Consider the following 12,670-nt stretch of genomic DNA (forward strand, 5'->3'; position numbering starts at 1 on the left):
GTCGGGTCGGCCTCCGCCGCCGGGTCGACCGTCCGCCGTCGGGTCGGCTGCCCGGATGTCGGTGGTGGCCGTCACAATGGTTCGTGTGAGTACGACCAGCCTGCCTCCCCGCCTCCCGGTGTCCGCGCACGCCGCCCGTCTGCGCGAGACGCTCCTCGCCGCCGACTTCACCGCCGACGGCCTGCTCGACCTGCTCGGCGCCCCCGCCTACGCGGCGCTCGCCCGCAGCGAGACCGTGCCCGCCCTGCGCGCCACCCGGGGAGACTCCCCGCTGGAGACCCTCGTCCGGCTCTTCCTGCTCCAGCGCGCCGTCACGTACGACCAGGCCGCCGCCGCGCTTCCGCTGGACGAGGCCCTCGACGACGGCTGGGTGGTCCGCGAGGACGACGCCGTGCTCGCCACCGTCGACATCCGTCCGTACGGCGGCCCCGACGGCGAGGACTGGTTCATCGTCTCCGACCTCGGCTGTGCCGTCGGCGGTGCCGGGGGCATCGGCAAGAAGGCCGAGGGCGTCGTCCTCGGCGTCGGCGGCGCCTCCACCACGCTCGCCGGCATCACCATCCGTACGCCGGTGTCCTCCGCGCTCGACCTCGGCACCGGCTCCGGCATCCAGGCGCTGCACGCGGCCCAGCACGCCACCCTGGTCACCGCCACCGACCTCAACCCGCGCGCCCTGGACTTCACCCGCCTGACGCTCGCCCTCTCCGGGGCCCGCGAGGCCGAGCTCCTCGAAGGCTCCCTCTTCGAGCCGGTCGACGGCGACACGTACGACCTGATCGTCTCCAACCCGCCGTTCGTCATCTCGCCCGGCGCCTCGCTCACCTACCGGGACGGCGGGATGGGCGGCGACGACCTGTGCCGCACGCTCGTGCAGCAGGCCGGCGAGCGGCTCAACGACGGCGGGTACGCCCAGTTCCTCGCCAACTGGCAGCACGTCGAGGGCGAGGAGTGGCAGGAGCGGCTGCGCTCCTGGGTGCCGCGCGGCTGCGACGCCTGGATCGTGCAGCGCGAGGTCCAGGACGTCACCCAGTACACCGAGCTGTGGCTGCGGGACAGCGGCGACCACCGCGGCGACCCGGACGAGTACCGCATCGCGTACGGCCGCTGGCTCGACGAGTTCGAGGCGCGCAAGACCAGGGCGATCGGCTTCGGCTGGATCACCATCCGGCGGAACGCGGCGGTGGAGTCCGGCGCCGTCGAGCCGTCGGTCCTCGTCGAGGAGTGGCCGCACCCCGTCGAGCAGCCCCTCGGCGACACCGTCCGCGCCCACTTCGAGCGCCAGGACTACCTGCGGAGCCGCGACGACGCCGCGCTCCTCGCCGACCGGTTCACGCTCGCGGCCGAGGTGATGCAGGAGCAGGTCGGGCTGCCGGGCGCCGAGGACCCGGAGCACGTCGTCCTCCGGCAGAACCGGGGCATGCGCCGCGCCACCAAGGTCGACCACGTCGGTGCCGGGTTCGCCGGGGTCTGCGACGGCACGCTCAGCGCCGGCCGCATCCTCGACGCGATCGGGCAGCTCATGGGCGAGGACCCCGTCCTGCTCCGCGACCGCACCCCGGCGGCGATCCGGCTGCTCGTCGAGGAGGGCTTCCTGCTGCCCGTGACCGAGGGGAGCGACGCTTGATACGGATCGAACTGGACGAGGCCTCGCTCGGGTCGACCCGCATCGCGATCAGCCCGCTCCGTGACGCGTTCTGCGCGATCCACCTCGCGCTGCCGCACCGCACCCCCTCCTGGCCGTACCAGGCGTGGGTCGGGCAGGCGCGCGAGGTGTGGCGCGAGGACGACCGGCTGCGCCCGCTGCGGCAGCTGGTCGAGGAGGGGCCGGGGCAGGTCTCCGACTTCCTCCTGCCCCGCCCGATCGGGACGGTCCACGTCCACGAGGAGCTCGGCGCGCTGCGGGCCACCGAACCGGCGTTCGTCCGCGAGCAGGTGGAGGCCTGCTACCCCGGCATGACCGACGCCCCGTTCCTCCAGCCCTACCTGAAGGACCCGGAGGCCGCCTGCGCGACCCTCGCCGACGCGTACGCGGCCTGGTGGGAGGGTGCGATCGAGCCGTACTGGCCGACGATGCGCCGCCTCGTCGAGGACGAAGTGCTCTTCCGCGCCCGGACGTTCGCGACCGAGGGCGTCGACGCGCTGTTCGCCGGACTGGAGTCACGAGGGCGGTGGACGCCGCCCGTACTCGAACTGACCAAGTACATCGAGGCGGAGTACGCGCCGGGCGAGCGCAGGCTCGTCCTCGTGCCGCTGGTCTTCGCCGAGGGCTGCCGGCTCTACTCGACGGACGACCCCGAGGTCTTCGCGCTCAGCTTCCAGGCCCGCGGCGCCGCCGCCCTGCGCGAACCCGTCGAACCCGTCGCGGACGACCGGCTCGGGCTGCTGCTCGGGCGGGGCCGCGCGGCGGTCCTGCGCGAGCTCGGCGGCCCGCTGACCACCGCCGGACTCGCCGACCGCCTCGGCCTCGCGCCGAGCACGGTCTCCGAGCACCTCTCCGTCCTCGCCGAGGCCGGGGTCGTGACCCGGCACCGCGTGGGGCGCTCCGTCTACTACCAGCTGACCGACACGGGCCGGTCGCTGCTCGCGCTCCTCGCCGGGGAGGGCGTCCTCCGGGCGGTGGCCTGACCCGCGCCACCAGCCTCACCCGCGCCACGAGCCTCACCCGCGCCACCCGCCCGACCCGCGCCCACCCACCTGACCCGCGCCACCAGCCGACCCGCGCCCGCCCGCCCGGCCCGCGCCGTCCGCCCGCCCGGGGCAGGCCCGGGGCAGGGGACTCGGCCGACGATTCGGGGCGTCCCGAATCGATGGCCCGGCCCTTTCGCGCCCCCCTACTGTCCGGCGCATGCTCGCAATCGAGGCGGACGCGCTGCGCCGCACCTACACCAGCAGGACCGGGTGGCTCAGGCCGCGTCGGACCGAGACCGAGGCCGTCCGCGGCGTCACCTTCGACGTGGCCCCGGGGGAGCTCTTCGGCCTCCTCGGCCCCAACGGGGCCGGGAAGACCACCACCATCAAGATGCTCAACACCCTCCTCCTGCCGACCTCCGGCACGGCCCGGGTGTTCGGCCACGACGTGGCGCGCGACCCCGTCGCCGTACGCCGCAGGATCGGGTACGTCTTCGGCGGCGACCGCGGCCTGTACGACCGGCTCTCCGCGCTCGACAACCTCCGCTACTTCGCCGAGCTGTACGGCGTCGAGGGCCGCGACCAGAAGCGGCGCATCGCCGAACTCCTCGACCTGGTCGGCCTCCTGGGCCGCGAGAGGGAGCGCGTCGAGGGGTACTCGCGCGGCATGCGGCAGCGCCTCCACATCGCCCGCGGCCTGCTCCACCGCCCCGACGTCCTCTTCCTGGACGAGCCGTCCATCGGCGTCGACCCCGTCGCCGCCCGCGACCTGCGGCGCACGGTCGCGGACCTGACCGCCGCGGGCACCACCGTCCTGCTCACCACGCACTACATGGCCGAGGCCGACGAGCTCTGCGACCGGATCGCCGTCATCGCGGCCGGCCGGATCCAGGCCCTCGGCACCCCCGACAGCCTCAAGTCCCGTGTGAGGGACCGGGACGTGCTGGAGATCGAGGCGTACGGCGTGGACGAGGAACGGCTCGACCGGGTGCGGCGGCTCGCCGGGGTGGCGGGCGCGTCGGCCGACGACCGGGGGAGCCTCCAGGTCGTGACCGTCCAGGTCACGGCGGGACGCGGGGCCGCCGAGCTGCACGGTCCGGTGCTCGCCGCGCTGGACGGCGTGCGGACCGGACGGGTCACGAGCCGTGAACCGTCCCTGGAGGACGCGTACATCACGATCGTGGAGGAGGCGACGGGCACCGGCTCCGGGGGGATCACCGACCAGGCTTCGTACGCCCTGTGCGCGCCCGCCGAGGAGGCGTCCGCGTGAGGCGCGTGGCACGGCTCGTGCTCGTGGGGGTCCGGACCCACGTCTCGTACATGTCGCGCTCCCCGCTGGAGATCACCTTCGCCGTCCTCGTCCCGATCGTCTACGCGACCCTCGCCGTCTACCTCTTCCGTGCCGCGGGCGACCCCGACCGGCTGCTCACCGCCTCCGTCGGCGCCGGACTCATGGGCATCTGGGGCTCGGTGCTCTTCGGTTCGGGCGGCGCGGTGCAGAACCAGCGCTGGCTGGGGACCCTGGAGAACCTCGTCGTGGCGCCCGCGCCGCTCGCCCTCGTCCTGCTCCCCATCACCCTCGCGACCGCCGTCATCGGCACGTACGCGATGGGCGCGACGATCCTGTGGGGCGTGGTCCTCTTCGGCGTCCCGCTCGACTTCGCGCACCCGCTGCTCTTCCTGGTCGCCGTGCCCGTCTGCGTCCTCGCGCTCGGGATGACGGGGCTGCTGCTCGCCGCCACCTTCGTCCTGCTGCGGAACGCCAACGCCCTGGCCAACCCGCTGGACACGCCCGTCTGGCTGCTGTCCGGACTCCTCGTGCCCGTCACCGTGCTGCCGGCCTGGACGCACCCGCTGTCCTGGGCGCTGCCGACCACCTGGGGCGCGCGGGCCGTGCACGCGGCGACCTCCGGCGGGGACGTGCTCACGCCGCTGCTCGCCGCCGCCGCGCTCGGGGCCGGCTACGCCCTGGCCGCCGTGCTCGTCCTCGGCCGCGTGGAGCGGCGGGCGCGCGCCGCCGCCACCCTCGCCCTCGCCTGAGCACCCGCCCCCCTCGCCTGAAAGGCCAGACAGAGATGTTCCGTTTCCCGGCCACCGCCCGGCTCGTCGTCGTCGGCGGGGCGATCTCCTACCGGGCCCTGTTCAACTGGACGACCCCGCCGATGTTCGTCGGAACGCTCCTGGTGGGGCCGCTCCTCCAGGTCTTCTTCTTCGTCTTCCTCGGACGGGAACTCGGCGTCGCGGACGACCGTTTCCATCTTGTGGGCAACGCCGTCCTCGCAGCTTCCGCCTCCTGCGTGTACGGCGGCACGATGGCCGTCGCCAACGAGCGCCGGTACGGCACCCTCGGGGCCGTCCTGCTCTCGCCCCGGCGCCGGGTGCCGCTCTGGGCCGGACGAGCCCTCCCGTACGTCCTCAACGGGCTGTTCGTCAGCGCCCTCGTCCTCACCGTCGCCGCGCTCGTCCTCGGGCTGCCCGTTCCCGCCGGGGCGCTGCCCGGTCTCGGGCTCGTGCTGCTCGCCGCCGCCGGTGCCTGCTCGGCCTTCGGGCTCGCGCTGGGCGCGCTCGGGCTGCGCTTCCGGGACGTGTTCCTGGTGTCGAACGTGGCGAGTTCGGTGCTGCTCCTCCTGACGGGCGCCGCCGTCCCCCGGGAGACGCTGCCCGAGTGGATGCGGGTCGCGGGCGAGCTGCTGCCGCTCACGCACGCGGCGGACGCGGCGCGGCTGCTGACCGCGGGCGGCGGCCTCGACGCCGGCCTGCTCGGGGCCGAGCTCGCCGTGGGCGCCGGGTGGGGGCTGCTCGCGGTCGCCCTGCTCGCCGTCTTCGAGCGGGGCAGCCGCCGCCGGGCCACGCTCGACACGATGTGACGCGGCGGGACCCGGGCCGGGTCGGCGCGACACGGGCCTGGTCGGCATGACACGGGCCGGGTCGGTGCGACACGGGTCTGGTCGGCACGACACGAGGGTGTGAGGGGTGGGTCACTACCGGCCATCTTCGTGAAACCGTACGGGACGCTCCGCGTCGTTCACCCCGAATTCGCGCCGACGACGCCCGGAGGTGTCAGCCTCGGCTGCGCGGGGGAGACGAGCCCCGCACCGCAACGGAACGGGGTACGGGCATGGAGAGCGGGCCGGCGATCTTCGCGGGAGCGGCGTTCACGCTGTTCGGGGGCGCGCTCCTGCTGTGGACGACCGTGCGGACGCTGCACGGCGAGCCCGTGGCGTACGGGGTCGCGCCACGCGCGGCCGTCGCGCTGACCGGTCTCTTCGGCGCGGGCTTCCTCACCCTCGGCGTCTGGTGCTTCGCCCGGCTCTGACACCGCCGCCCGCACGGCCCCGGGCCCTCGCGACGCTCTCCTCTCCTCTCCCGCCGCCGCCCGTCCCGTCCGCCCATCCGGGAGTCCGGGCGGCAGGAATGGCAGGACTCGGGTTACCGTTCGAGTGGCCGTTGCGGGCTTTCGCCGTTTGACACGGGGGCGGGTTGTACCGTCACACTCCGCAGCGACGGGAGCGTCACCGTCCGTGCCGCTGCCGTGCGTGCCAGTGCCGTACGTGCCAGAGAGTGTCGATCCGGAGAGAAGAGCGAAGTTGTCCCCGACCAGCGAGACCGCACACGGCGGCCGCCGACTCGTCATCGTCGAGTCGCCTGCCAAGGCGAAGACGATCAAGGGCTACCTCGGCCCCGGCTACGTCGTCGAGGCGAGCGTCGGGCACATCCGCGACCTCCCCTCCGGTGCCGCCGAGGTGCCGGAGAAGTACACCGGCGAGGTCCGCCGCCTCGGCGTCGACGTCGAGCACGACTTCCAGCCCATCTATGTCGTCAACGCCGACAAGAAGGCGCAGGTCAGGAAGCTCAAGGAGCTGCTCGCCGAGTCCGACGAGCTCTTCCTCGCCACCGATGAGGACCGCGAGGGCGAGGCCATCGCGTGGCACCTCCAGGAAGTCCTGAAGCCCAAGGTCCCCGTCCACCGGATGGTCTTCCACGAGATCACCAAGGACGCCATCCGCGAGGCCGTCGCCAACCCGCGCGAGCTGAACCAGCGCATGGTCGACGCCCAGGAGACCCGCCGCATCATCGACCGGCTGTACGGCTACGAGGTCTCGCCGGTCCTGTGGAAGAAGGTCATGCCGCGGCTCTCCGCCGGCCGCGTGCAGTCCGTCGCCACCCGGCTCGTCGTCGAGCGCGAGCGCGAGCGCATCGCGTTCCGCTCCGCCGAGTACTGGGACCTCACCGGCACCTTCGGCACCGGCCGCACCGGTGACGCCTCCGACCCGTCGACGCTGGTCGCCCGTCTGAACACGGTCGACGGCAAGCGCGTCGCGCAGGGCCGCGACTTCGGCGCCGACGGCCGCCTGAAGACCGAGAACGTGCTGCACCTGGACGAGGAGAAGGCCCGGGCGCTCGCCGCCGCGCTGGCCGACACCGCGTTCGCCGTGCGGTCCGTCGAGTCGAAGCCGTACCGCCGCTCCCCGTACGCCCCCTTCCGGACGACGACGCTCCAGCAGGAGGCGAGCCGCAAGCTCGGCTTCGGTGCGAAGGCGACCATGCAGGTGGCGCAGAAGCTGTACGAGAACGGCTTCATCACCTACATGCGTACGGACTCCACGATCCTCTCCGACACCGCAGTGGCGGCGGCGCGGACGCAGGTCACGCAGCTGTACGGCGCCGACTACCTGCCGGAGAAGCCGCGCGTCTACGCGGGCAAGGTCAAGAACGCGCAGGAGGCGCACGAGGCGATCCGTCCTTCGGGTGATCGTTTCCGCACCCCCGCGGAGACCGGCCTGACCGGTGACCAGTTCCGCCTGTACGAGCTCATCTGGAAGCGGACCGTCGCCTCCCAGATGAAGGACGCGACCGGCAACTCCGTCACCGTGAAGATCGGCGGCCGGTCCGCCGACGGCCGGGACGCCGAGTTCAGCGCCTCGGGCAAGACGATCACCTTCCACGGCTTCATGAAGGCCTACGTGGAAGGCGCCGACGACCCGAACGCGGAGCTCGACGACCGCGAGAAGCGCCTCCCGCAGGTCGCGGAGGGCGACGCGCTGACCGCCGAGGAGATCACGGCGGACGGCCACGCGACGAAGCCGCCGGCCCGCTACACCGAGGCCTCGCTGGTCAAGGAGCTCGAAGAGCGCGAGATCGGCCGCCCGTCGACGTACGCCTCGATCATCGGCACCATCCTCGACCGCGGCTACGTCTTCAAGAAGGGCACGGCCCTCGTGCCGTCCTTCCTGAGCTTCGCCGTCGTCAACCTCCTGGAGAAGCACTTCGGGCGGCTCGTCGACTACGACTTCACCGCCAGGATGGAGGACGACCTCGACCGCATCGCGCGCGGCGAGGCCCAGTCCGTGCCGTGGCTGAAGCGTTTCTACTTCGGCGAGGGCGAGTCCGGCGCGGGCGCCTCCGGCGGCGCGGCCGACGCGGGCAACGGCGACGGCGACCACCTCGGCGGCCTCAAGGAGCTCGTCACCGACCTCGGCGCCATCGACGCGCGCGAGATCTCCTCCTTCCCCGTCGGCAACGGCATCGTGCTCCGCGTCGGCCGCTACGGCCCGTACGTCGAGCGCGGCGAGAAGGACGCCGAGGGCCACCAGCGCGCCGACGTCCCCGACGACCTCGCGCCCGACGAGCTGACCGTCGAGCACGCCGAGGAGCTGCTCGCCAAGCCGAGCGGCGACTTCGAGCTGGGCACCGACCCCGTCAGCGGGAACCAGATCGTCGCGAAGGACGGCCGCTACGGCCCGTACGTCACGGAGATCCTCCCCGAGGGCACCCCGAAGACCGGCAAGAACGCGGTCAAGCCGCGCACGGCCTCCCTCTTCAAGACCATGGCGCTCGACACCGTCACCCTGGAGGACGCGCTCCGGCTGATGTCCCTCCCGCGGGTCGTCGGCGCGGACGCCGAGGGCGTCGAGATCACCGCGCAGAACGGCCGCTACGGCCCGTACCTGAAGAAGGGCACGGACTCGCGGTCGCTCACCGACGAGGACCAGCTCTTCACGATCACCCTCGAAGAGGCGCTGGCGATCTACGCCCAGCCCAAGCAGCGTGGCCGGGCCGCCGCCAAGCCGCCGCTGAAGGAGCTCGGCACCGACCCGGTCAGCGAGAAGCCCGTCGTCGTCAAGGACGGCCGTTTCGGCCCGTACGTGACGGACGGCGAGACCAACGCCACCCTGCGCACCGGCGACAGCGTCGAGGACATCACGCCCGAGCGCGGCTACGAGCTCCTCGCGGAGAAGCGGGCCAAGGGACCGGCGAAGAAGGCCCCGGCGAAGAAGGCCCCGGCCAAGAAGGCCACCGCGAAGAAGACCGCCACGGCCACCAAGGCGACGGCGGCCAAGAAGACGGCGGCGAAGAAGACCACCACGGCCGCCAAGACCACGGCCGCGAAGAAGACCGCCGCGAAGAAGACGGCGGCGGCGCAGCCGGAGTAGTCCTGCCGCGAACGGTCGTGGGGAGGGGGAGGAAGCGACGCTTCCTCCCCCTCCCCACGTTCGCCCCCGTGTTCGGGTGGAGGCCGCCGGGTGCCGGACCGTCCGGATAGGGTGGACGGATGACGCGAGCAGAGCAGCCAGACCGCCTCGGCGATTTCGACGCCGCACTCGTCGCGGATTCCCAGGAGCGTGCCGTACGGGCGCTCCTGCGCCACCAGCCGCTCCGCCGTCTGTGGAACGCGCAGCTCGTCGGCAGCGTCGGCGACGCCCTCGGACTCCTCGTCCTCGTCCTCCTCGGCCTCCAGGCGGCCGTCGCCGAGGGCGCGCTCGGGGGCGGTTACCGGGGCGCCGCGTTCGCCGTGGCCGCCGTCGTCGGTACGCGCCTGCTCGCCTCGGCCCTGTTCGGGGCCGTCGTCCTCGGCCCCCTCGCCAGGCTGACCGGGCCCGACGGCCCGCTCGACCGGCGCTGGACCATGATCGGCGCCGACGGGGTGCGGCTCGCGCTGCTCGTCGTCGCCCCGCTCTGGATCGACTGGCTCCCCGGCTCCGCCCTCTGGTACGTGCTCGGCACCGTCTTCGTGACCGGCGCCGCCGAGCGGCTCTGGACCGTCTGCCGCGAGGGCGCCGCCCCCGCGCTGCTCCCCGCCGCCCCGCCCGAGGGCGACGCCGTCCGGCCGCTCCCGGACCACCTGGGCGCGCTGCGCCGGCTCTCGCTGCGCACCGCCTTCCTCGCCGTGCCCGCCGCCGCCGTGGCGCTGCTCGTCGCCACCCTCGTCGGCAACCTGCTGGGCGCCGGACTCGACTGGTTCTCGTTCCACCAGGCCGCCCTCGGCTCGTACGTGGCCGCCGGACTCTTCGCCGCCTCCGTCACCGTCCTCTTCGGGATGGCGCTGCCCGGCGGGCGCGGGCCCGCACTCCGCTCGCCGCTCGCGGGGCTGGGCGGGACCGGAGGCAAGGGCGGGACGGAGGAGGAGGGCGAGCGCGCGAAGGGCCGTACCGGCGCGCTCCCGCTGCTCGTCCTGACCTGCGCCACCGTCGCCGGGGCGATCGCCGCCGCCGCGTCCGTCGCCGTCCTCCACGCGTACGACCTCGGCGGCGGCCCCGTCACGTACGCGCTCCTGATCCTCGCGCTCAGCGGCGCCACCGCCGTCGGCATCCGCACCGCGCGGCACGTCCTGCCCGTCCTCTCCCGGCGCCGCCTGCTCGCCCTCGCGACCGCCGTCACCGGCGTCGCGCTGCTCGCCATGGGCCTCGTCCCCGACACGGCGACCGTGCTGCTGCTCGCCGTCCTCGCCGGGTACGCCGCCGGTGTCGCCGCCCACACCGGCCACACCCTCGTCGACCAGGAGACCGAGGAGCCGGACCGCGACGTGACGACCGCCCGCCTCCAGGCCGCCGCGCGCGTCGGCATGGCCGTCGGCGCGCTCGCCGCGCCGCTGCTCGCCGCCGCGATCGGCCCGCACCGGCTCGCGTCCTCGGGCGGCACCTTCGTCCTCGAACACGGCGGCGCGGCCTACACGCTCGCCCTCGTCGGCGCCCTGCTGCTGCCCGTCGCCGCGCTCGTCCTCGCCAGGACCGACGACCGCGCGGGCGTACCGCTCCGCCGCGACCTGCGCGACGCGGTCCGCGGCTCCGACCCGGCCCAGGCGCCCTCCCCGACCGGCTTCTTCATCGCCCTGGAGGGCGGCGACGGCGCCGGCAAGTCGACGCAGGTCAAGGCGCTCGCCGAGTGGATCCGCGCCAAGGGCCACGAGGTCGTCGTCACCCGCGAGCCCGGCGCCACCCCGATCGGCAAGCGGCTCCGCTCGATCCTCCTCGACGTCTCGTCCGCGGGGCTGTCGAACCGGGCCGAGGCCCTGCTGTACGCGGCCGACCGCGCCGAGCACGTCGACTCCCTGGTCCGGCCCGCCCTGGAGCGGGGCGCGGTCGTCATCTCCGACCGGTACATCGACTCGTCCGTGGCCTACCAGGGCGCGGGCCGCGACCTCTCCCCGACCGAGATCGCCCGCATCTCCCGCTGGGCGACCGACGGGCTCGTCCCGCACCTGACCGTCGTGCTCGACGTCTCCCCGGAGACGGCCCGCGAGCGGTTCACCGAGGCGCCCGACCGGCTGGAGTCCGAGCCGCCGGAGTTCCACGCGCGCGTACGGGCCGGTTTCCTCGCCCTCGCCGCCGCCGACCCCAGCCGCTACCTCGTCGTCGACGCCGGCCAGGAGCCCGAGGCCGTCACCACCGTCGTACGCCACCGGCTCGACCGGATGCTGCCGCTCTCCGAGGCCGAGATCAAGGCCGCCGAGGAGGCCCGCCGCAAGGCCGAGGAGGAGGCGCGGCGGAGGGCCGAGGAAGAGGCCGCCCGCAAGGCCGAGGAAGAGCGCCTGGAGCGCGAGCGGCAGGAACAGCTCGCCAAGCTCCGCGCCGAGGAGGAGGAGCGCAAGCGGCGCGAGGAGGAAGAGGCGCGCCGCCTGGAGGCCGAGCGTCAGGCCGAGGAGGCCCGGCGCAAGGCCGAGGAGGAGCGGCTCGCGGCGGAGGCCGCCGCCGAGGAGGAGCGCCGGCGCCTCGCCGCCGAGGAGAAGGCCCGCCAGGAGGAGCAGGAGCGGCTCCGCAAGGAGGCCGAGAAGGAGGCCTGGCTCCGGGCCGAGGCCGAGGCGCGCCGCCTGGAGAAGCAGCGCAAGGCCGAGGAGGCGCTGCTCCGCGCCGAGGAGGCCCGCCGGATGGCCGAGGCGGCGGCCGCGGCGAAGGCGGCGGAGGCCGCGGCGGTGAAGGCGGCGGCCGAGAAGGTCGCGGCCGAGGCCGCCGCCAAGGCCGCCGCGGAGAAGGCCGCCGCCGAGCGTGCCGCCGCGGTGGCCGCCGCGGCCCAGCGCGCGGCGGCCGCGGAAGCGGCTGCGGCGGAGCGGACCGCCGCTGCGGAGAAGGCCGCGGCGGAGAAGGCGGCTGCGGAGAAGGCTGCCGCCGAGAAGCGCGCCGCCGAGCGCGCTGCCGCCGAGAAGGCCGCTGCCGAGAAGGCGGCCGCGGAGGAGGCCGCCGCTCAGGAGTCGGCGAACGAGGTCACCGTGCCGACCCCCGTCGTGAAGCCGGATCCGCGGGTGGCCCAGCCGTCCGTCTCGCCGAACGAGGTCACCGTACAGACGCCGGTCGTGAAGCCCGAGGCGATCGCGAAGTCCGAGCCGGTCGCGAAGTCCGAGCCGGTCGTGAGGCCGGAGGCGGAGACCGCCGTCCTGCCGCAGGTCAAGGACACGAGGGCCGCCGAGGAGACGGCCGTCCTGCCCAGGATCACCGACCCGCGCGCGGTCGACGAGACCGCCGTCCTGCCTCCCGTCCGGCCCGTGGACCGGGTGCCGCAGGGCATCTTCCGCGACGAGCGGCCGCAGGCCCGGCCGGAGCCGGAAGGGGCGAACGACCGCACCCGCGAGCTGCCCCAGCTCGACGAGCACGGCCGTCCGCGCCGCCGCTCGGACTGGGCGGAGGAGACCCCGCTCGACGACCTGCCGACCCTCGCCGACGAGCTGTTCGGCCCGCACGACGACGAGGGCGAGGGCCCGCGCCGCCGCCGCTGACCGGCACCGGGGGTGGAGCTAGCACCACCCCCGGTCCGGCAGCCAGCCCCATAC

The 12,670-nt window shown here is 74.4% G+C and carries 8 protein-coding genes; all 8 read left to right on the plus strand.

Annotated features, from left to right (window positions below; translation table 11 throughout):
* Positions 1-76: 76 nt before the first annotated feature.
* The 8 genes from AB0G79_RS32335 to tmk all read left to right on the plus strand — a co-directional run bounded on the left by AB0G79_RS32335 (position 77) and on the right by tmk (position 12,616).
* A complete protein-coding gene (locus AB0G79_RS32335) occupies positions 77-1,624 on the plus strand; it encodes a class I SAM-dependent methyltransferase (RefSeq protein WP_360812864.1) in 1,548 nt (515 codons plus the stop codon).
* Positions 1,621-2,625 (plus strand): helix-turn-helix domain-containing protein, encoded by a 1,005-nt coding sequence (locus AB0G79_RS32340; RefSeq protein WP_360812866.1) that lies wholly within the window; start codon positions 1,621-1,623, stop codon positions 2,623-2,625. Before AB0G79_RS32335 ends, AB0G79_RS32340 begins: the two co-directional genes overlap by 4 nt.
* 220 nt (positions 2,626-2,845) lie before the next feature.
* On the plus strand, positions 2,846-3,898 hold the full coding sequence (locus AB0G79_RS32345; protein WP_360812868.1) for an ABC transporter ATP-binding protein: 1,053 nt from the start codon (positions 2,846-2,848) through the stop codon (positions 3,896-3,898).
* The gene (locus tag AB0G79_RS32350; protein WP_360812870.1) at positions 3,895-4,668 is read left to right on the plus strand and encodes an ABC transporter permease; all 774 of its coding nucleotides are present in this window, start codon (positions 3,895-3,897) and stop codon (positions 4,666-4,668) included. The genes AB0G79_RS32345 and AB0G79_RS32350 overlap by 4 nt, the downstream gene beginning before the upstream one ends.
* 35 nt (positions 4,669-4,703) lie before the next feature.
* On the plus strand, positions 4,704-5,495 hold the full coding sequence (locus tag AB0G79_RS32355; protein WP_360812872.1) for an ABC transporter permease: 792 nt from the start codon (positions 4,704-4,706) through the stop codon (positions 5,493-5,495).
* A gap of 251 nt (positions 5,496-5,746) precedes the next feature.
* Positions 5,747-5,944: a hypothetical protein gene (locus tag AB0G79_RS32360; RefSeq protein ID WP_360812874.1), complete on the plus strand. Its 198-nt coding sequence runs from the start codon at positions 5,747-5,749 to the stop codon at positions 5,942-5,944.
* Between the two features lie 271 nt (positions 5,945-6,215).
* On the plus strand, positions 6,216-9,062 hold the full coding sequence (gene topA, locus AB0G79_RS32365; protein ID WP_360812876.1) for a type I DNA topoisomerase: 2,847 nt from the start codon (positions 6,216-6,218) through the stop codon (positions 9,060-9,062).
* A gap of 119 nt (positions 9,063-9,181) precedes the next feature.
* Positions 9,182-12,616, plus strand: a complete 3,435-nt coding sequence (gene tmk / locus AB0G79_RS32370; RefSeq protein WP_360812878.1) for a dTMP kinase — start codon at positions 9,182-9,184, stop codon at positions 12,614-12,616.
* The last annotated feature ends 54 nt before the right edge of the window (positions 12,617-12,670 follow it).

The sequence above is a fragment of the Streptomyces sp. NPDC020807 genome, from assembly GCF_040641575.1.
GTDB lineage: Bacteria > Actinomycetota > Actinomycetes > Streptomycetales > Streptomycetaceae > Streptomyces.